Origin of the sequence: Micrococcus sp. UYEF5 (assembly GCF_040546065.1) — a bacterium.
GTDB classification, from domain to species: Bacteria; Actinomycetota; Actinomycetes; order Actinomycetales; family Micrococcaceae; genus Micrococcus; species Micrococcus luteus.
The window spans coordinates 18,498-37,991 of sequence record NZ_JBEPNB010000005.1 but is presented as its reverse complement, the minus strand read 5'-3'; the positions used below and the strand labels follow the sequence as shown (position 1 = coordinate 37,991).

The following is a 19,494-nucleotide window of genomic DNA, read 5'->3' as shown; positions in this document are numbered from 1 at the left end:
CCGTGTCCCTCTCCCCCGACCCCGCCCAGCAGCTGCTCAGCGCCGGCGCCCTCGAACGCGCGGCGGGCCTGCGGCGCATGAAGGCCGTCGCCCTGGGGCTGCTCATCCTGCTGGCCGTGGTGTTCGTGGTCGCGTTCCCGTTGCAGGACACCCACCCGGTGTGGGGCTACGTGCGCGCCGCCGCGGAGGGCGGCATGGTCGGCGCGCTGGCGGACTGGTTCGCGGTCACGGCGCTGTTCCGCCACCCGATGGGGGTGCCCGTGCCGCACACCGCCCTGATCCCGCGGAAGAAGGACCAGCTCGGCGCCGCGCTGACCGAGTTCGTGCAGGAGAACTTCCTGGACTCGGAGGTCGCCCACGAGAAGGTCGACGGACTGAAGGTGGCCGAGGTCGCCGGCGGCTGGCTGCGACGTGAGGAGAACGCGGCCCGCACCGCCCGGGAGATCGCCACGGCGGCCCGGGGCGCCATGGCCGCGGCCGACGACGACGCCGTCCAGGAGCTGCTGCGCCAGCTGATGGAACGCCACATGGTGGCCCCGGACTGGTCCCCCACGCTCGCGGGCGTGCTGGAGGACGTGGTGGCCGGACGGCACCACGAGCGCGTGGTGGACCTCGTGGTCGCCCACACCGGGGACTGGGTGGCCGCCCACCCCGAGCTGTTCGTCGAGACGGTGCGCCGTCGCTCCCCCGAGTGGAGCCCGGACCTCGTGGACCGCCTCCTCGCCGAGCGACTGCACGCCGAGACCCTCAAGTATCTCGCCGGCATCCGCCGCGACCGGGAGCACGAGGCCCGCCGCGCCGTCGACGACTGGCTCGACCGCCTCGCCGACGAGATGCGGAACGAGCCGGCCACCCGCGCCTCGGTGGAGCGGTTCAAGCGGAACCTGTTCGCGGACGAACGGCTGCGTGCGTGGGCCGGGCGGGCCTGGGTCTCCCTGCGGGACTCGCTCCTGGACGCGCTCGAGGACCCGTCCTCCGACCTGCATCGCGCGCTCGTGGCCGCCCTGCGCGACCTCGGCGCCCGCCTGCAGGAGGACCCCGAGCTGCGCGACCGCGTGGACGGCCACGCCCGCCGCGCCGCGGCGTATGCGCTGAGCTCCTACGGCCCGGCGCTCACCGGGGTGATCGAGGAGACGGTCGCCCGCTGGGACGGCGAGCAGACCGCGCGCACCCTCGAGCTGTTCGTGGGCAAGGACCTGCAGTTCATCCGCATCAACGGCTCGGTCGTCGGCGCGCTCGCGGGCCTGGCGATCCACGGGGTGGCGACACTGTTCCTCTGAGACGGACCCGCTGCCCCGCACTTTCGAACGTGACATGGGGCGAATGGGCGCTTTCGAACGTGAGATAGGGCCTCTCTCACGTTCGAAAGCGCGGGGGCGGGGGCGACGGACGCGCGGGGGCGGGGCCGTCAGGCGGCGGGCTTGCCCTTCTTCTGCCTGTCGTCCTTCTCGTCCTTGCCGCCGGGCAGGGCGCGACGGATCGCGCCGAAGACGCCGCCGTCGTCCTTGGCGCCCGCCGACTCCCCCTCGGCGCGCCCCTGTGCGGCGCCCTCGCGGATCTCGCCGGGGATCACCATCGGCAGGGGGCTGAAGAGCTCCGCGGCGTTCTCCATCACGGCCTTGCCCATGGCGCGGTTGCCCACGCCGCCGATCACGGCGCCCACGCCGAACGGCACGGCGCGGCCCACGAAGCCGGCACCCTGCCGCAGGCGCATCTTGCGCATGAACGTCCTCTTGAGGCGATCCACCACGAACGCGCTGATGCCGGTGCCCGATGCGGTGCCCGCGAGCGCGTTGAGGCTGGACTGCGGGTCGTAGGGACGGCCGGCCTTGGCGGCGGCCTCGCGGAGCAGCTCCTTGGCGTCGTCGCCGAGCATGAGGCCCATGACGAGGGCCTGGGCGCGCTGCGGGTCCTGCGTGGTGATGCCGTGCAGCTCGGCGAGGGACTGCGCGTAGAGGGCGGTGGCCTCCATGAAGCCGGCGACCGCGACACCGGACAGGCCGAGCGCGGCCACGGTGCCGATGCCCGGGACGATCGCGGTGCCGCCCACGGCGGCACCGGCCCCCGTGACGGTGGTCAGGTACTGCTGCCCGAGCCGCTCGGCGAGACGCTCCGGGCTCTCCCCCGGGTGCTTCGCCGCCATGCGCTGGATGTTCTTCAGGACCAGGGGGCGCTGGACCGCCAACACCGTGGAGAGGGCCTTCTCGAAGCCCTCCGTGGGCTCGCCGTTCTCATCGAGTGCCGACTTCAGCCCGAAGTCCTTCACCTTCCCGGACGCGTACCGGCCGATCGTCGAGTTCTTTGCCATGCGCGCCACAGTATCGGCGCGCGACCCCCGCGGTCAGGACCCGGGCGTCGCCGCGCGCAGGGAGTGCTCGAGGAAGATGCGCACGTCACGGACCTCGTCGGGGCCGGTCCCGTGCAAGATCCCGGGGTAGGTGCGCACGGTCAGGCGGGTGTGCTCCTCGGCCCACGCGCGGGTGTGGGCGACGGCGTCCGGATGGATCACGGGATCCTCGGCGTCCCGGCCCCAGAAGAACGGGCGCGGGCCCGGTCCCTCGGCCGGGGAGTCGAGCATGGCCAGCAGCTCGTTGTCGACGGCGAAGCCGCTCAGGCCCACACCGCAGGTGAACGCCTCGGGGCGCAGACGCAGGACCGTCGTCGCCATGGCCATGCCCTGGGAGAAGCCGAGCACCGAGACCGTGCGGAAGCCGGCCGCCACGACCTCCTCGGCGGAGAGCACGTCGAACACGCGGTGGGCGGCGGCGAGCACCTGGGCGAAGTCGGACTGCAGCAGCAGGTCGAGCAGGAACCAGCCGTGCGCGCCGGGGTCGCCCGGGCCTTCGGACGCCGTCTCGTCGATCTCGAAGCCGCCGCGCACCGCCAGGCCGGTGCACCGCTCCGGGAGCATCGGGAAGTGGCGGCGCGCCGCGCGGACCTCGTTGGAGCCGTAGCCGTGGAACACGAGCACCAGGTCCGTGCCCGCGCGCTCCGCCGGCGGGCGCGACCACACCACGCTGTGGCCGGAACTGATCGTCTCGGTGACTGGTGTGGGCGTGGGGCTCATGGCTCCATCCTAGGGAGAGGCCCCTGACCGGGCGTCATGCCTGGTCAGGGGCCGCTCTCGGGTGGGCCCTGCGGGGATCGAACCCGCGACCGGCGGATTAAAAGTCCGATGCTCTGCCAGCTGAGCTAAAGGCCCTCACCCGCGGCCGACGACGACGGCGCGCGGCCGACGACGGCGACCCTCACGGGTGCCCTCCGATGGTAGCCCAGGCGCCCGGGGCACTACCGTGGACGGGGCCGCCGCCTCCGGCGACCACATCCCCACCCCGATGCGCCCTCGAAGGGAGCCCGCCCATGGCACGTCACCGCCTGCCCGCCGGCCGCGGCGCCAGCTCGAGCGCCGCGGGCGTGCTGCGCCCGCACCGGCCCCGCCTCTCGGAGCCGCAGGAGCTCACGCACTTCGCCGGCGGCGAAGACCCGCAGGAAGTGGCCGCGGCGGCCTCGCGCCTGGCCCACGCCCTCGTGGCCGGCGGCCGCGCGGAGGAGGACCCGGCCGTCGTCGAGCGGCTGGTCGGGCTGGTCCGCGAGCTCGGCGTCGAGACGCTCGCCGAGCTGTGGGCGGACGCCCCGCCCGTCTCGCTCGCCGGCGCCCTGTGGCGCCTGTACGCACTCCAGGAGGCGACGACCCGCGACGGCGAGCGCTGGGCCGCCTGGTACCGCGCCGGGCATGCCGCCTACGCCTCGCGCGTCGTGGCGGGCGCCGTCGAGCCGCCGGGGCCGGCCGAGCTGCGCCGCCTCACGGACACGATCCTCACGGGCGCCTACCGCTCCGAGATCGACGTCGCGTTCGAGCGCGCCGCCGCCTACGCCCGCGTCGTGGCCCTGGGCCAGGTCGAGCACGCCGAGGGCTCCGAGGCCGCCGCCCCGGACCGCGCCGCCGCCCTCACCCGCCGGGCCGCGCGCCTGGTCAGCACCGCCGACGCCCTGGAGGCGGCGGGTCGAGCGTTTCGGGACGGATCGCTAGACTGATGGGGACGGCGCCGGGCCGCTGGTAACCCCGGGCTCCAACACATAGCCGCTGCGAGCGGCCTTCCGCCGAGAGGCGTTCCCGGTCCGGCGTCGTCGTCGACCCCTTCGCCACCCGTCGACGAGAGAGCGACCGCTGCCCATGTCCCCCCGCATGCCCTGGCTCTTCACGCGCGACACCCCGGCGCTGCGCCACATGGCGGACCTCGCCGAGGCCCTGCACCGGTCCGTGCATCTGGTGGCCCAGGTCGCGGGGACCCGCGGACCCGAGGCGGACCGTGCCGCCCGTGAGCTCGAGGAGCTCGACTCGTCCTCGAGCGCCACCCTCATGGCCTTCCTCACCGCGCTGCGCAGCGCCTACGTGACTCCGCTGCCCCGTCAGGACCTCTACCGGCTGGCCAGCGGCGTGCACGCGACCACCCGGCGCGTCGTGTCGGCGGGCGTGCTGATCCAGCGGGCCGACCTCGAGGAGCTGCCGACGCACGCCCTCGACGTCCTCGAGACCGTGGGGCGGCAGGCCGAGCTGCTCGCCCGCGGCGCCGCCGAGATGCGCGACCTCGACGCCCTGGAGGCCACGTGGATGCAGCTGCTGCGCGCCTCCCGCCGCACGGAGCGGATCATGGTCGAGTGGCTCGCCGACCTCGGCATGGACCTGCTGCAGCGCGACTACAACCGCCAGCGCGAGGTCGCCTGGGCGCTGCACGCGGCGCTCGAGGCCCTCTCCCGCGTGAACATGGACCTGGGCATGGTGCTCGTCCGTGAGTCCTGAGCCGGTGGAGGCGCCGTGACCGCGGGGCTCGCCGTCGTCCTCGTGCTGCTGTGCGCCGTCGGCGCGCTGATGGGGTTCCGCGACGCCCCCAACGCCGCGGCGCTGCCTGTCCGGTACCGGGCGCTGACACCGCGCGGGGCCCTCCTCCTGACCGGAGCGGTCAACACCGTGGGCGCGCTGCTGGGCATCGGGCTCATCACGCTGAGCGTGCACTACTTCACCTCGCCCGCGGTGCGCAGCGAGATCGGCCCCCTGGCCGTGGGCGTGTCCTGCGTGGTGACCCTCGTGTGGGGTCTGCTGCTGTGGTGGCGGCGCCTGCCCGGCTCCAGCACGCACGCGCTGATCTCCGCGCTGGCGGGCAGCCACCTCGCCGTGCGCCTGAGTCTGGACATCGACGTCGCCCTCACCATCTTCGACCTCGTCCGCGCCGAGGTGCTGCTCAGCCTGCTGCTCTCGCCCCTGATCGCGTGGGCGCTCGCCCGCCTGCTCACCGCCCCCGCCATGCGGCTCGCCACCCGGGGCACCACGGTCAACGTCCAGCACCGGGCCCGCGTCGCGTTGGGCATCTCCGCCAGCGCCATGGCCATGGGCCACGGCCTGCAGGCCGGTCAGCGCATGGGGGTGCTGTGGGCCGCCGTGCTGGTGGGGTCCGGGTCCGTCCTGGCGCCGGACGCCCTGACGGCCGAGTTCGTGGGGGGCGCGTTCCTGTTCGCCCTCGCGGTCGGGCTCGGCACGCTGGGCGGCGCCTGGCGGATCGCCTGGACCCTCACCGAGCGTCTCGTGCGCCTCGACCCCCTGCGGGCGTCCGTGGCCGCCGTCATCCCCGCGGGCCTGCTGTTCGTCGGATCCCTGGTGTTCCACCTGCCCCTGTCCTCCACCCACACGGCGACGGCGGCCATCGTGGGCGCCGGCCAGACGCAGACCTACGCGTCCGTGCGCTGGCCCACCGTGCTGCGCGTGGTCGGCTGGTGGGTGCTCACGCCGGTGGCCTGCGCCCTTCTCGGCCTCCTCGGCACGCTGGCCCTCGTCCCGCTGGCCTGAGGCCGCGCCCGACGACGACGCCCGGCCCCGCAGACGCCGCGACCCCGCCCGGCGTGCGGCCGGACGGGGTCGGGGACGGAGCGCGGGACGGCTCAGCCGAAGCGGCCGGAGACGTAGTCCTCGGTCTGCTGGCTCGAGGGGTTGTTGAAGATGACGTCGGTGTCGTCGTACTCGATCAGCTTGCCGGGCTTGCCGACGCCCTGGATGTTGAAGAACGCGGTCTTGTCCGCCACGCGCGCGGCCTGCTGCATGTTGTGCGTGACGATGATGACCGTGTACTCCTCCTTGAGCTCGTTGATCAGGTCCTCGACGGCGAGGGTGGAGATCGGGTCGAGCGCGGAGCAGGGCTCGTCCATGAGGATCACGTCGGGCTGCACCGCGATGGAGCGGGCGATGCACAGACGCTGCTGCTGACCGCCGGAGAGGCCGGAGCCGGGCTTGTCGAGGCGGTCCTTGACCTCGTTCCACAGGTTGGCGCCGCGCAGGGACTTCTCCACGAGCTCGTCCGCACGGGACTTGTTCAGGCGGGTGCCGTTGAGCTTGTAGCCGGCCAGCACGTTGTCGCGGATGGACATCGTGGGGAACGGGTTCGGACGCTGGAAGACCATGCCGATCTGGGAACGGACGCGGACCGGGTCCACACCGGGCCCATAGATGTCCTCGCCGTCGAGCAGGAGCTTGCCGTCCACGGTGGCGCCGGGGAGCACCTCGTGCATGCGGTTGATGCTGCGCAGGAAAGTGGTCTTGCCGCAGCCGGAGGGGCCGATGAAGGCAGTGACGGAGCGGGGGGCGATGTCGATGTTGACGCCCTCGACGGCCTTGAACTTGCCGTAGAAGACATCGACGTCGACGGCCTGGATGCGCTTGGACATGAGTGGTTCTGTTCCTTCGTGGAAGTCTCTGGGGGGGTGCGACGGGGTCGGGGCCGGCCGCCCGGGGGATTCCGGGCGGCCGGGCCTCACCGGCCCTTCTTGGGGGCGAACGCCTTGGCGATGAACCGTGCCGCCAGGTTGAGCAGCATGACGATGGTCACGAGCAGCAGGGCGGCTGCCCAGGCGCGGGCGGTCGAGGGGTCCGCCGCCGTAGGCGAGGTCGGGGCGACCAGCTGGCGGTAGATGTACACCGGCAGCGCGGTCATCCAGTTGTCGAACGGGTTCCAGTTGATGCTGGTGGCGAAGCCGGCCGTCACGAGGATCGGCGCGGTCTCACCCGCCACGCGGGCGATGGCCAGGGTGACGCCGGAGGCGATGCCGGAGATCGCGGTGGGCAGGACCACCTTGGCGATGGTCTGCCACTTGCGCACGCCGAGGGCGTAGGCGCCCTCGCGCAGCTCGTTGGGCACCACACGGAGCATCTCCTCCGTGGATCGCACGACCACGGGGATCATGAGCACCGAGAGCGCGATCGCGGCCGTGAGACCCATCTGCACGGACTGCAGTGCGGTGGACTTGCTGCCGGTGACCAGGGTCAGGACCCACGTGATCGCGGCGTAGGCGAAGAGGCCGGCCACGATCGAGGGGATGCCGGTCATGACGTCCACGAAGAACACGATGGCGCGGGAGAACCAGCCGCCGCGGCTGTACTCCACCAGGTAGATGGAGGTGAGCATGCCGATCGGCACGGAGATCAGGGTCGCGATGATCGTGATCACGACGGTGCCGATCAGGGCGTGGCCGAAACCGCCCGCGAGCCCGCCGGCGGGCTTGCCGTCCTCCACCCACGCCGAGTCGTCGATGCCGGTGATGCCCTTCATGTCGTACGCCATGATCTGCGGGTTGGCGATCAGGGTCGGCAGACCGGCGGAGAGGACCGACCACAGCACGGAGACCAGCGGCACCAGGGCCACGAGGAACGCCAGCCACACGAGGTTGCGACACAGGCCGTCTGCGGCGCGGCGCCGGTTCTCCATCACGCGGGTGGCCACGTAGAGCCCCGCGATGTAGAGGATGGCGGCGATGATCACGAAACCGACCACGTTGAAGGCGCCGCTGAGCAGCACGGTCAGGCCGGCGGCGACGACGGCCGCGGCAGCTGCGACGGCCATCCAGGTCCAGCCGGGCTTCTGACCCTCGGTCAGGGAATGACGCCGCGGCGTCACGCTGTCCTCGGTGGCCCGGGGAGAAGTCGAGACAGTGCTCATGTCAGTTGGCTCCCGAGAATTCCTTGTGCTTGTTCACGATCGCGCGGGCGATCATGTTCACCGCCAGGGTGATGATGAAGAGCATGAGACCGGCAGCGATCAGCTCGTGCAGGCGCATGTTGAACGCCTCGGGGAAGTTGAGCGCGATCTCCGACGGGATCGTCTGGTTCCTGCCGGACTCCACGAGCGACCAGGAGAAGACACCGCCGGAGAGCACCATGGTGACCGCCATGGTCTCGCCGAGCGCGCGGCCGAGGCCGAGCATGATCGAGGAGATGATGCCGGCCCGGGCGAACGGGAACACGGTCATCTTGATCATCTCCCAGCGCGTGGCGCCGAGGCCGAGCGCGGCCTCCTCGTGGAGCTTCGGGGTCTGGGTGAAGATCTCACGGCAGAGCGCGGTGATGATCGGCAGGACCATCACGGCCAGCACGACGCCCGAGGTCAGCAGGGTACGGCCCGTGGTGGTGGCCGAGCCGCCGAAGAACGGGATGAAGCCCAGGTTCTCGTTGAGCCAGCCGTAGATCGGCACCATCAGCGGAGCGAGCGTCAGCCAGCCCCACACGCCGTAGACCACGGAGGGGATCGCGGCCAGCAGATCGATCACGAAGCCCACCGACTGCGCGATGCGCGGGGGCGCATAGTGCGAGATGAACAGGGCGACACCGATCGCGACCGGGGTGGCGATGAGCAGAGCGATGATCGACACCATCACGGTGCCGGCCATGAGCGGCCACACGTACTGGAAGAAGGAGTCCGCGGACACGAGCTCCGCACCCGGCTGCAGGGCAGGCCATGCCTCCGTCAGGAGGAAGACCGCCACGAAGGCGAGCACGAGCAGGATCAGGACGGCGGCCGCCAGGGCCCCGCCGGAGAGGAGCTTGTCTCCGGCGGCTCCGCGGCGGGGGCCGCGCAGGCTGGACGGCTTCGGTGCCGCCTCGTTGGTGGTTGAGGACACAGTGCCTTCCCTCAGATCGACGTGCGTGGTGATGGACGGGCCGCGACGAACGAGAGCCCTGACGCGGCTTCAGCCGCCGGGCCCGTGGGGCCCGGCGGCCGAAGCGGCGGCGGGTCAGCCGACAAGAAGCGACATCAGCCCTTGACCGAGATGGCCTCGATGCGCTCCATGGCCTTCTTGCGGGTGTCCTCGGAGATCGGGGCGTTGCCCGCGGACTCCTCGGCGGTCTTCTGACCGTCCTCGGACACGACGTACTCGGCGAAGGCCTTGACCTGGTCCACGGTCTCCTGCGACTCGTACTGGTTGCAGTAGATGTGGTAGGAGACCAACACGACGGGGTACACGCCGGACTCGTCGGTGGCGCGGTCGAGCTCGATCGAGCCGTCCTCCTTGGCCTCGGACTTCTCGACGGTCGCGGCCGCGGCCTCGGCGGAGTACTTCACATACTCCTCGCCGACCTTCACGGACACGGTGCCCAGCTCGCCCACGGCGGAGGCGTCGGCGTAGGTGATGGCGCCCTCGGTCTGGGAGGCCAGGCCCACGACACCCTTGGTGCCCTGGGCGGACTCGGCGGTGATGTCGGACGGCCAGGTCTCGACCTCGTCATAGGACCAGGCATCGCCGGCGGCCTCGGTGAGGTAGGCGGTGAAGTTCTCGGTGGTGCCCGAGTCGTCGGAACGGTGCACGACGGTGATCGGGGTGTCGGGCAGCTCGACGCCCTCGTTCTGCGCGGCGATGGCCTCGTCGTTCCAGTTCTTGATCTCGCCGGAGAACACCTTGGCGATGGTCTCGGCGTCCATCTTGACCTCATCGACGCCCGGCAGGTTGTAGGCCACGGCGATCGGGGAGATGTAGGCCGGCACGTGGAACGCGCCCTCGTCGCCGCAGTTCTCCTTGGCGGACTCAGCCTCCTCCTCCTTGAGGGCCGCGTCGGAGCCGGCGAAGGAGGTGGCGCCGGCGAGGAACTTCTCACGACCGGCACCGGAGCCGTCCGGGGAGTACTGCACGGTCAGGTTCGGAGCGGTCTCGGTGACGCCCTGGGTCCAGGCGGTCATGGCCGCCTCCTGCGAGGAGGCGCCGGCGCCGACCAGGTTGCCCTGGACCTCGGAGGTGGTGCCCTGCTCGCCCCCGGCGGAGCCGGAGGCATCGGAGCCGCCGTTGCCGCTGTCCGCGGAGGAGCAGGCGGTCAGGGCGATGGCGGCCACGGACAGGAGGGCGGCGGAGCGGCCGAAGCGGTGAGCCTTCACGAAGAGCCTCTTTCAATCGGATGACGACGGTGAGGGCAGAGCGTCCGGCTGGCCCGGTTCTGCACCGCACCCGACCGTACGGTCCAGAGGTGAATCGAGTGCTCGGCCGGGGTGAACAGATGGTGAACGGGAGCGGCATTCGCAGGAATGATCTGTGCCGTGGACCACAATGCTTGGTTGAGCCTCGCACGGCGAGGGCTCCCCGGCGTCGGACTAGGCTGGCCGCATGACGGACCGCTTCGCCACCGCCACGGGCACGGTGCCGATGGTCGACCCCCAGACCCGCGGGGAGCGCCTCGGCCGCTTCCTGCGTCGGCGCGCCCGTGCGGGTTGGTCCCGCGTCCGCTCCTCCGTGGGCCAGGCCGCCCTCGTCGCGGTCTGCGCGGTGGGCGCCTATTGGTTCGCGGAGACCATCCTGGGCCACCAGCAGCCCCTGTTCGCCTCCACCTCCCTGCTGATCGCCCTCGGCTTCCAACGGGAGCCGAAGCTGCGCAAGGTGGCCGAGGTCGCCGTCGGCTGCACCGTCGGCATCCTGATCGGGGACCTGCTCATGGTCGGGCTCGGCCGCGGCCTGTGGCAGGCCTCGGTGGTCCTGTTCGTGTCCGTGATGGTGGCCCGGTTCCTGGACTCCGGCGCCACATTCACGATGCAGATGTCCCTGCAGTCCGTCCTCGTGGTCCTCCTGCCCACCGGCACGGGAGGGCCGTTCGTCCGCAGCCAGGACGCGATCGTGGGCGGCGTCCTGGCCCTGCTCGTCACGTTCCTCTCGCCCCAGGACGTGCGCCGTCCCGCGGTGCGTCAGCTGGGTGGACTCTACGACTCGATCGCCACGGTGCTGCGCGACCTCTCCCGGGCCCTGCGGGAGAACGACTCCCGCACCGCCTGGATGGCGCTCGTGGCCAGCCGCGGCACGCACACCACGCTGGAGGCGCTGCGCAAGGAGCTGCGCGTCACGCATGAGCAGACCGTGTTCAACCCGCTGCACCGCTCCTCGCGCTCCTTCGTGGAGGACGCGGTGAACGCGGCGGACCGCTCGGACCTGGCGGTGCGCTCCCTGCGGATCGTGGCCCGGCGGGTGGTCTCGGTCCTGGACGAGGGTGTGTTCGACGACGACGACCGCGAGCGCCTGGCCGCCTGGTTCGACGACGCCGCGGACGCCGTCGAGATCCTGCACCGCTCCCTCGTGGAGCCGCAGGCCGAGGGCCGCCATCGCTCGCTGTCCGTGGCGCGGGACGCCCTGGGGGCGTCCGCGTCCGCGCTGGACCCGCACCAGCTGGGCGGCGGGTCCGTGCACGGCGAGGCGCTCGTGATGCTGCTGCGGCCCATGATGGTGGACCTCATCGAGGCCACGGGCGCCGAGCACGACGAGGCGCGCGGCTACCTGCCCCGCGTCTGAGCCCGACGGCGGCGCACGGCCCCGGCGGCCGACGTCGGACCGCGCGCGGTGCCGGCTAACGCGTCCGCCTCGGCTCCTAGAGTGGGCGCATGGCCACCAAGACCGCCCCGAAGCGTGCCCCCGGATACCGCTGCACCGAGTGCGGCTGGACCACCGTGAAGTGGGTCGGCCGCTGCGGGGAGTGCCAGTCGTGGGGCACGGTCGAGGAGATCGGGCTGACGTCGACCACCGGTCGCACGCGCGCGGCCACGGTCGCGGAGGTCGCGCCGCGCATCGCGGACGTGGACGCCACGCTGGCCTCGTTCCGCTCCACGGGGGTGCGTGAGCTGGACCGCGTGCTCGGCGGCGGCCTCGTGCCGGGCGCGGTGATCCTGCTGGCCGGCGAGCCGGGCATCGGCAAGTCCACGCTGCTGTTGGACGTGGCCGCCCAGACGGCGCGCGGCGCGGGCGGCGGCGGTCCGCGCTCGGTGCTGTACCTGACGGGCGAGGAGTCGGCGGCGCAGGTGCGCTCCCGCGCAGACCGGATCGGGGCGATCGCGGACACCCTGCGTCTGACGGCGGAGACGGACCTGGGCCGGGCACTGGGGCAGATCGAGCGGACGGACCCGGAGCTGGTGATCGTGGACTCCGTGCAGACCCTGCAGTCCACCGAGGTGGACGGGATCGCCGGGGGCGTCAGCCAGGTGCGCGAGGTGGCGGCCAGCCTCATCCGCACGGCCAAGGAGAAGGGGATCACCACGGTCCTGGTGGGCCACGTGACGAAGGACGGGACCATCGCCGGCCCGCGGCTGCTCGAGCACCTCGTGGACGTGGTCTGCCAGTTCGAGGGGGACCGCCACTCACGGCTGCGCCTGGTGCGTGCGGTGAAGAACCGCTTCGGGCCCACGGACGAGGTCGGCTGCTTCGACCTGCGGGAGGACGGCATCGAGTCCCTGGACGACCCCTCCGGTCTGTTCCTCTCGGGCGTCTCGGAGCCGGTCGAGGGCACGTGCGTGACGGTGACGCTCGAGGGCCGGCGCCCGCTCGTGGCCGAGGTGCAGTCCCTGCTCACCCCCTCCGCCGGCGGCAGCCCGCGCCGCACCGTCTCCGGCGTGGACGCGGCGCGCGTGAACATGCTCCTGGCCGTGCTCCAGCGCCGGGCCCGTTTCGCCGTCGCCCAGGACGACTGCTACGTGGCCACCGTGGGCGGCGTGCGACTCTCGGAGCCCGCCTCGGACCTGGCCGTGGCCGTCGCCGTGGCCTCGGCGAAGCTCTCGGCCCCCGTCCCGCAGGGGATGATCGCCGTCGGTGAGCTCGGGCTGGCCGGGGAGGTGCGCCCCGTGCCCGGCATCGGGCGACGGGTGCGCGAGGCCGCCCGCCTGGGCTTCACCCGCGCCCTGGTCCCCCGCTCCCCCGAGCCGCTCGGGGACGTCCCCGCGGGCTTCACGGTGGCGGAGGTCGGCTCGATCGGCGAGGCCCTCGCCACGATCCCCACGTGGACCGGCGGCGGCCCGGCCGCGCATCCGGAGGCCGGCCCCGGCCGCTGACGGCGCGGCCGGCTCAGCGGGACGATGACGGCGACGGGTCGGTGGTCGAGGCCGACGCCGGGTCGGAGGCGGACCCCGACGGGGAGGCGCTGCCGCTCGAGGAGGGGGTGGCCGAGGAGGGGGTGGCCGAGGAGGGGGCGGCCGAGGAGCCGCCGTCCTGGGCCCCCGGGGCGAGCTCCTCGAGGATCTTCAGCGCGACGGGGCGGGAGGTGACGTCGCCGAGGCTGACCGTCAGCAGATGGGGCCCGGGCTCCGCGAGAGCGCCGAGGCGGCCGCAGTCCTGGCTCGAGGCGCGGCCGGACCAGCGGTACACGGCGGTGAGCTCCTCGTGCGGGTACAGCACCCGCTGGGCCTCCGCGGGGTCCGCCTGGCAGATGCGGGTGGAGAAGACGTCGTCGCCCTCGGCCGTGCGGATCGTGAACTCCTGCCGGGCCGTGCCCACATCCGTGCGGCACGGGGTCGAGGAGAGGTTCGTGATGCCCAGGCGCAGCTCGGCCTCCTCGCCCCGCTGGTACTCGGACCGGTCCGCGGAGGCGGCGATCCGCAGATCCGAGGGCTGGCACTCGGCGGCGTCCTCGAGGGCCACGGTAGGCGAGGCGGAACTGGACTCGGCGTCCGTGGCCGGGGCGGGCGACGGGGAGTGCACCGGCGTCGGGGCGGCGGAGGGGTCGGCGTCCTCGGAGGAGAAGGCGCCGATCCCGGCTCGGACGAGCGCCACGACGGCCCACCCCACCAGGAGCAGGAGCACGAGGGCGAGCAGGGCGGCCACGAGCCGCCGGCGGCGGTAGACGGCGGGGGACGGCTTCGACCCGGGGGAAGTCGGACGAGACGGCATGCGATCCAGGGTAGGCGGCGGCGCACCCTACAGTGGACGCCATGCCCGCGCCCGCCCCCCTCGTCCCGCCCACGGTGGACGTGCCGCACCTGCACGACGCGATGCTGGGCTGGTTCGCCGTCCACGCCCGGGACCTGCCCTGGCGCAGCCCGGACTGCTCCCCGTGGGGCGTGCTCGTCTCGGAGATCATGCTCCAGCAGACCCCGGTCGTGCGGGTGCTGCCCCGCTGGCGGGAGTGGCTGGAGCGCTGGCCCACCCCCGCGGACCTGGCCGCCGCCCCCACCGCAGACGTGCTCACGGCCTGGGACCGGCTCGGCTACCCGCGCCGGGCCCTGCGCCTCCAGGAGGCCGCCCGGGCCGTCGTCGAGCGCCACGACGGCCGGGTGCCGGCCGACCCCGCCGCCCTGCGCGCCCTGCCCGGCATCGGCGAGTACACGGCCGCGGCGGTCGCGAGCTTCGCGTTCGGCATCCCCGAGACCGTCGTGGACACCAACGTGCGCCGGGTGATCGCGCGCGCGGTCGCGGGTGAGGCCCTGCCCGGCAGGTCGCTGACCCGCGCCGAGATGCGCCGCGCCCAGGCCCTCATGCCCGAGGACCCCACCCGCGCCAACGCGTGGAACGCGGCCGTCATGGAGCTCGGGGCCCTCGTCTGCACCGCCCGCTCCCCCGCCTGCGAGCGCTGCCCCCTGGCGGAGACGTGCGCGTGGGTCGCGGCGGGCTCCCCGCCGCCGGTGGAGGTGCCGCGCGGCCAGGCCTGGGCCGGCACGGACCGTCAGGTGCGCGGGGCCGTGATGGCCGCCGTCCGCGAGCACGGGCGCGTGGCCGAGGCGGAGGTGCCCGCCGTCGTCGTGGCCGGGGGGCGGCTCGGGTCGCACCGCCCCGAGGACGCGCAGTGGGCGCGGTGCGTGGCCGGGCTCGTGTCGGACGGGCTGCTGGCCCGGGGCGCCGACGGCGGCCTCACCTTCCCGGCCTGACCTCGCCGGGGCCTGGGGCGGCCCGCGGTGCGGCGGCTCAGAGGCGGCGGATCATCCGCGTGTTGCCGAGCGTGTTCGGCTTGACCCGGGCGAGGTCCAGGAACTCGGCGACGCCCTCGTCCGTGGAGCGCAGCAGTTCCGCGTAGACCTCCGGGTCCACGGCGGACTGGTCCGCCATCACCTCGAAACCGTGCCGGCGGAAGAACTCGACCTCGAAGGTCAGGCAGAAGACCCGCTCGACGCCCACGGCCCGCGCACGGTCCAGCAGCTCCTCGATGATCAGGTGCCCGACGCCGGTCCCCCGGTGGGCCTCCGAGACGGCGAGGGTGCGGACCTCGGCGATGTCCTGCCACATCACGTGGAGGGCGCCGAAGCCGGCCAGGGTCCCGTCCGCCTCCTCGGCGACCACGAACTCCTGGATGGCCTCGTAGTAGGCCACCGCCTCCTTCTGGAGCAGCACGCGCTCCCGCGCCAGCGGCTCCACGAGCGCCTGGATGACCGGGACGTCCTGGGTCCGCGCCGAGCGGAGGGTGAGGGGGCGGTCGGCAGGCATGGGGTCCAGTCTAGGCACGGACATCCCGACCCCGGACAGACGGGAGCCCCCGTCCCGGCGGACCGGGCGAGGGCTCCCGCGGCGTCGACGGCAGGCTCAGGCCTGCTGCTCGCCCTCGTCCCCGGACAGGAACTTCTCCTGCGCGCCGTCGACACCCTTGTTCACGGTGTCGCCGTGCTCGCCGAGCTTATCGCCGTGCTGCTCCTGAGCGTTGTCCACGGCCTCGTCGATCTTGTCCGAGTGCTGGTTTGCGAGGTTGTTCAGGTCACCGATACCCATGGGCGGCCTCCTTCTTCTCGGGGCTGTTCCGCGGCCGTCCCGGCGAGCGCCGGGTCGAGGCGGAGACAGGACCACCGTCGAGCGGTCACAGACCACAGTGGCACCGATCCCGCCGCGAGGGAACCCCTCTCGTGCCTGCGGGGAGGCGGGCCGGTTCAGCGGTCCGTCGAGAGGCCGTCCTTGATGCCGGCGGCGGTGTCGCGGACCTCGGCCCCGGCGTCCCGCGGGGGCACGACGACGGCCCGCCGCCTCCTCCCCGAGGGGAGGAGGCGGCGGGCCGTGGGCACCGGACGCGCGGTCCGACGTCGTGGGTCAGACCCCGCAGGTCACACGGAGCGGTCGGCGTCCACCGGATCGCCGGCACCGGACTCGAGCTCGGCCAGGTCCGCACCCTCCAGGGCCTCCCGGCCGCCGGAGAACGCGAACGTCAGCTCGGCGCCCTCCCCCTCGCCCGTGGCGTCCACGGTGATGAGGGAGCCGGCCGGGATCTCGCCGAAGAGGATCTTCTCCGAGAGCTGGTCCTCCACCATCTGCTGGATGGTGCGGCGCAGCGGGCGGGCACCCATGGCCGGATCGTAGCCGCGGTCCGCGAGCAGCTCCTTGGCGGACTGGGTGAGCTCGATGGACAGGTCCTGCTCCGCCAGGCGCTTGCCGAGACGGGAGACGAACAGGTCCACGATCTGCACGATCTCGTGCTTCTGCAGCTGCGGGAACACGATCACGTCGTCCACACGGTTGAGGAACTCGGGGCGGAAGTGCTGGCGCAGCTCCTCCTTGACCTTGCCCTTCATCCGCTCGTACCCGGTGGTGGTGTCCGTGGCCGACTGGAAGCCGGTCATGACGCCCTTGGAGATGTCCCGGGTGCCGAGGTTCGTGGTCATGATGATCACGGTGTTCTTGAAGTCCACCACACGGCCCTGCGAGTCGGTCAGGCGACCGTCCTCGAGGATCTGCAGCAGGGAGTTGAAGAGGTCCTGATGGGCCTTCTCCACCTCGTCGAACAGCACCACGGAGAACGGACGGCGGCGGACCTTCTCGGTGAGCTGGCCGCCCTCCTCGTAGCCCACGTAGCCGGGAGGGGCACCGAACAGACGCGAGACGGTGTGCTTCTCCTGGAACTCGGACATGTCCAGCGTGATGAGCGCGTCCTCGTCCCCGAAGAGGAACTCCGCGAGGGACTTGGCCAGCTCCGTCTTGCCGACGCCGGTGGGGCCGGCGAAGATGAACGACCCCGAGGGGCGGTTCGGGTCCTTCAGGCCCGCGCGGGTGCGGCGGATGGCGCGGGACAGGGACTTGATCGCCTCGTCCTGGCCGATCACGCGGCGGTGGAGCTCCTCCTCCATGTTGCGCAGGCGGTCCGTCTCCTCCTCGGTGAGCTTGAACACCGGGATGCCGGTGGACTTGGAGAGCACCTCGGCGATGAGGTCCTCGTCCACCGTGGCGACGTCGGCGTCCGCGCCGGTGCGCCACGCCTGCTCCTTCTCGCGGCGCTCGTCCCCGAGCTGCTGCTCCTGGTCCCGCAGGCGGGCGGCGCCCTCGAAGTCCTGGCCGTCGATGGCGGCCTCCTTCTGGGTGCGCACCTCCGCGATCCGGGACTCGTAGGCCTTGATCTCCGGCGGCACGGTCATGCGACGGATGCGCAGACGCGCGCCGGCCTCGTCGATCAGGTCGATGGCCTTGTCCGGCAGGTGCCGGTCGGAGACGTAGCGGTCCGCCAGGCCGGCGGCGGCCTTGAGCGCGCCGTCGGTGATGGAGACCTTGTGGTGCGCCTCGTAGCGGTCCCGCAGGCCGCGCAGGATCTCCGTGGCGTCCTCGACGGACGGCTCGGCGACCTGGATCGGCTGGAAGCGGCGCTCGAGCGCGGCGTCCTTCTCGATGTGCTTGCGGTACTCGTCCAGCGTGGTGGCGCCGATGGTCTGCAGCTCACCGCGGGCCAGCATCGGCTTGAGGATGCTGGCGGCGTCGATCGCGCCCTCGGCCGCGCCCGCCCCGACGAGGGTGTGGATCTCGTCGATGAACAGGATGATGTCCCCGCGGGTGCGGATCTCCTTGAGCACCTTCTTCAGGCGCTCCTCGAAGTCGCCGCGATAGCGGGAGCCGGCCACGAGGGAGCCGAGGTCCAGCGAGTAGAGCTGCTTGCCCCTGAGCGTCTCCGGGACGTCGCCGCGGTCGATCGCCTGGGCCAGGCCCTCGACGACGGCGGTCTTGCCGACGCCGGGCTCGCCGATGAGCACGGGGTTGTTCTTGGTGCGGCGGGAGAGCACCTGCATGACGCGCTCCATCTCACCCGCACGCCCGATGACGGGATCCAGCTTGCCGTCGTGCGCGGCCGCGGTGAGGTTGCGTCCGAACTGGTCCAGCACCACGGAGCCGGCGTTCTGGCCGGCCTCGCCGCCCTGGCCCACCCCGGCACCCGCGGTCTCCTTGCCGCCCTGGGCGCCGCCCTGGTAGCCGGAGAGCAGCTGGATGACCGTCTGACGGACGCGGTTCAGGTCCGCGCCGAGCTGCACGAGGACCTGGGCGGCCACGCCCTCGCCCTCGCGGATCAGGCCGAGCAGGATGTGCTCGGTGCCGATGTAGTTGTGGCCGAGCTGCAGCGCCTCGCGCAGGGACAGCTCGAGCACCTTCTTGGCGCGCGGCGTGAAGGGGATGTGGCCGGGCGGGTTCTGCTGGCCCTGGCCGATGTCCTCCTGCACCTTCTCTCGCACGGCGCCCAGGGAGATGTCCATGGACTCCAGTGCCTTGGCTGCGACGCCCTCACCCTCGTGGATCAGTCCGAGCAGGATGTGCTCGGTGCCGATGTAGCTGTGGTTGAGCATGCGCGCCTCTTCCTGGGCGAGCACGACCACCCGACGGGCGCGGTCGGTGAATCTCTCGAACATGGGCACACTCCTTGCGTACGGTCGTGGTCGACACTACGCACCCGGACCGCGTGCCGCGCGGCTGTTCGCCAGCGGGAGAAGCGGCCCGGCCGTCGTCGGGAGGGGCCGGAACGAGGCCCGGGGACGCCGATTCCTCGAAGCACCCGGGCGGGACGCTCACTTGCGCTTCGCGTTGCGGTAGGCCTCCACCACGTCGCGGTGCAGACGGCCCCGGCTCGAGACCTCGTAGCCGTTCTCGGCCGCCCACTTGCGGATCTGGGCGGCCTCGACCTTGGGCGACGGCGGTGCCACGGCGCGGCCCTTCTTCATGTAGGGCTTCAGGAACTCACGGAGTTCCGCGGCGTGCTCCTTCGACAGGTCGATCTCGTAATTGCGACCGTCCAATGCGAAGTTCACGGTCTCATCTGCAGGCGAACCGTCAAGATCATCCACGAGGACCACTTCTACCTTCTGTGCCAACGGTGATTCCCACTTTCTTCTCTCGTGCGCGTGTCCCTGGGTTCCGGTCTTCGCTCTCGGGCTTCTTCCCGCGTGCTCACGATTCCGGCCGTGCACTTGTGGTGATTCAAGAATACCGCAACAAAGCCGGGCAGAAGGACTCTTCAACGCCGGGGAAGGAATCTCACCGGGCGCGGTCCTCCGGATCAGCCCCCGGCCCTCCCTCGGCTCGGCGTCGGGCCGCCCACTCACGGGCCTCGGCCTCCTCGCGGGCCGCCCGCGCGTCCGCGCCCGAGAGCCGGCGGGCCTGACTCTCGCGCTCGCCCGTGTCCGAACGCAGCAGGGAGCGCATCACCAGCCAGAAGATGAGCCCGAGGCCGATCGAGGGGGCGAGGACGGAGAAGTAGTCCCAGAAGTCGGCCAT

The 19,494-nt window shown here is 72.4% G+C and carries 19 protein-coding genes and 1 tRNA gene; 7 read left to right on the top strand and 13 right to left on the bottom strand.

Features of this window, described 5'->3' with window-relative positions; translation table 11 throughout:
- Window positions 1-2: 2 nt before the first annotated feature.
- A complete protein-coding gene (locus ABIB16_RS06455) occupies window positions 3-1,280 on the top strand; it encodes a DUF445 domain-containing protein (protein ID WP_354436125.1) in 1,278 nt (425 codons plus the stop codon).
- Between the two features lie 128 nt (window positions 1,281-1,408).
- Here ABIB16_RS06455 and ABIB16_RS06450 read toward each other — a convergent pair whose 3' ends face one another.
- The 3 genes from ABIB16_RS06450 to ABIB16_RS06440 all read right to left on the bottom strand — a co-directional run bounded on the left by ABIB16_RS06450 (window position 1,409) and on the right by ABIB16_RS06440 (window position 3,202).
- A complete protein-coding gene (locus tag ABIB16_RS06450) occupies window positions 1,409-2,308 on the bottom strand; it encodes a hypothetical protein (RefSeq protein ID WP_134417034.1) in 900 nt (299 codons plus the stop codon).
- A 33-nt stretch (window positions 2,309-2,341) separates the two neighbouring features.
- Window positions 2,342-3,067, bottom strand: coding sequence for an alpha/beta hydrolase (locus ABIB16_RS06445; RefSeq protein WP_010079631.1), 726 nt, complete (start codon window positions 3,065-3,067; stop codon window positions 2,342-2,344).
- A gap of 62 nt (window positions 3,068-3,129) precedes the next feature.
- Window positions 3,130-3,202, bottom strand: a tRNA-Lys gene (locus ABIB16_RS06440).
- 158 nt (window positions 3,203-3,360) lie between these two features.
- Here ABIB16_RS06440 and ABIB16_RS06435 point away from each other — a divergent pair.
- The 3 genes from ABIB16_RS06435 (at window position 3,361) to ABIB16_RS06425 (ending at window position 5,842) form a co-directional block, all read left to right on the top strand.
- Window positions 3,361-4,035 (top strand): hypothetical protein, encoded by a 675-nt coding sequence (locus ABIB16_RS06435; RefSeq protein ID WP_185194615.1) that lies wholly within the window; start codon window positions 3,361-3,363, stop codon window positions 4,033-4,035.
- Between the two features lie 139 nt (window positions 4,036-4,174).
- Window positions 4,175-4,801: a hypothetical protein gene (locus ABIB16_RS06430; RefSeq protein ID WP_129867084.1), complete on the top strand. Its 627-nt coding sequence runs from the start codon at window positions 4,175-4,177 to the stop codon at window positions 4,799-4,801.
- 15 nt (window positions 4,802-4,816) lie between these two features.
- Window positions 4,817-5,842, top strand: coding sequence for an inorganic phosphate transporter (locus ABIB16_RS06425; protein WP_002856097.1), 1,026 nt, complete (start codon window positions 4,817-4,819; stop codon window positions 5,840-5,842).
- A gap of 92 nt (window positions 5,843-5,934) precedes the next feature.
- Here the strand turns inward: ABIB16_RS06425 and pstB are convergent, their stop codons facing one another.
- The 4 genes from pstB to pstS all read right to left on the bottom strand — a co-directional run bounded on the left by pstB (window position 5,935) and on the right by pstS (window position 10,187).
- Window positions 5,935-6,714 (bottom strand): phosphate ABC transporter ATP-binding protein PstB, encoded by a 780-nt coding sequence (gene pstB, locus ABIB16_RS06420; RefSeq protein WP_354436124.1) that lies wholly within the window; start codon window positions 6,712-6,714, stop codon window positions 5,935-5,937.
- Between the two features lie 86 nt (window positions 6,715-6,800).
- A complete protein-coding gene (gene pstA / locus ABIB16_RS06415; protein WP_036384203.1) occupies window positions 6,801-7,982 on the bottom strand; it encodes a phosphate ABC transporter permease PstA in 1,182 nt (393 codons plus the stop codon).
- A 1-nt stretch (window position 7,983) separates the two neighbouring features.
- The gene (gene pstC / locus ABIB16_RS06410) at window positions 7,984-8,940 is read right to left on the bottom strand and encodes a phosphate ABC transporter permease subunit PstC (RefSeq protein ID WP_049147798.1); all 957 of its coding nucleotides are present in this window, start codon (window positions 8,938-8,940) and stop codon (window positions 7,984-7,986) included.
- A 134-nt stretch (window positions 8,941-9,074) separates the two neighbouring features.
- The gene (gene pstS / locus ABIB16_RS06405) at window positions 9,075-10,187 is read right to left on the bottom strand and encodes a phosphate ABC transporter substrate-binding protein PstS (protein ID WP_036384202.1); all 1,113 of its coding nucleotides are present in this window, start codon (window positions 10,185-10,187) and stop codon (window positions 9,075-9,077) included.
- A gap of 226 nt (window positions 10,188-10,413) precedes the next feature.
- Here pstS and ABIB16_RS06400 point away from each other — a divergent pair, with 226 nt between their 5' ends.
- Together ABIB16_RS06400 and radA are read left to right on the top strand one after the other, a co-directional pair.
- The gene (locus ABIB16_RS06400) at window positions 10,414-11,583 is read left to right on the top strand and encodes an FUSC family protein (protein ID WP_095695211.1); all 1,170 of its coding nucleotides are present in this window, start codon (window positions 10,414-10,416) and stop codon (window positions 11,581-11,583) included.
- An 89-nt stretch (window positions 11,584-11,672) separates the two neighbouring features.
- Window positions 11,673-13,109, top strand: a complete 1,437-nt coding sequence (radA, locus tag ABIB16_RS06395; RefSeq protein WP_210079148.1) for a DNA repair protein RadA — start codon at window positions 11,673-11,675, stop codon at window positions 13,107-13,109.
- A 13-nt stretch (window positions 13,110-13,122) separates the two neighbouring features.
- On the opposite strand, the gene ABIB16_RS06390 is transcribed toward radA, so the two are convergent.
- Window positions 13,123-13,944: a hypothetical protein gene (locus ABIB16_RS06390; protein WP_210079147.1), complete on the bottom strand. Its 822-nt coding sequence runs from the start codon at window positions 13,942-13,944 to the stop codon at window positions 13,123-13,125.
- Between the two features lie 41 nt (window positions 13,945-13,985).
- Between ABIB16_RS06390 and ABIB16_RS06385 the strand changes: the two genes are divergently transcribed.
- Window positions 13,986-14,918, top strand: coding sequence for an iron-sulfur binding domain-containing protein (locus ABIB16_RS06385; RefSeq protein WP_210079146.1), 933 nt, complete (start codon window positions 13,986-13,988; stop codon window positions 14,916-14,918).
- Between the two features lie 37 nt (window positions 14,919-14,955).
- Here ABIB16_RS06385 and ABIB16_RS06380 read toward each other — a convergent pair whose 3' ends face one another.
- From ABIB16_RS06380 to ABIB16_RS06360, 5 genes are all read right to left on the bottom strand, one after another.
- Window positions 14,956-15,471: an amino-acid N-acetyltransferase gene (locus ABIB16_RS06380; RefSeq protein WP_002856080.1), complete on the bottom strand. Its 516-nt coding sequence runs from the start codon at window positions 15,469-15,471 to the stop codon at window positions 14,956-14,958.
- Between the two features lie 96 nt (window positions 15,472-15,567).
- Window positions 15,568-15,750 carry an Rv0909 family putative TA system antitoxin gene (locus ABIB16_RS06375; RefSeq protein WP_041104640.1) on the bottom strand — a complete coding sequence of 61 codons (183 nt, stop codon included), beginning with the start codon at window positions 15,748-15,750 and terminating at the stop codon, window positions 15,568-15,570.
- Window positions 15,751-16,076: 326 nt separating this feature from the next.
- Window positions 16,077-18,632, bottom strand: a complete 2,556-nt coding sequence (locus tag ABIB16_RS06370) for an ATP-dependent Clp protease ATP-binding subunit (protein ID WP_230259970.1) — start codon at window positions 18,630-18,632, stop codon at window positions 16,077-16,079.
- Between the two features lie 156 nt (window positions 18,633-18,788).
- Window positions 18,789-19,091 carry a histone-like nucleoid-structuring protein Lsr2 gene (locus ABIB16_RS06365; RefSeq protein ID WP_036314827.1) on the bottom strand — a complete coding sequence of 101 codons (303 nt, stop codon included), beginning with the start codon at window positions 19,089-19,091 and terminating at the stop codon, window positions 18,789-18,791.
- 163 nt (window positions 19,092-19,254) lie between these two features.
- Window positions 19,255-19,494: a hypothetical protein gene (locus ABIB16_RS06360; RefSeq protein ID WP_036384193.1), complete on the bottom strand. Its 240-nt coding sequence runs from the start codon at window positions 19,492-19,494 to the stop codon at window positions 19,255-19,257.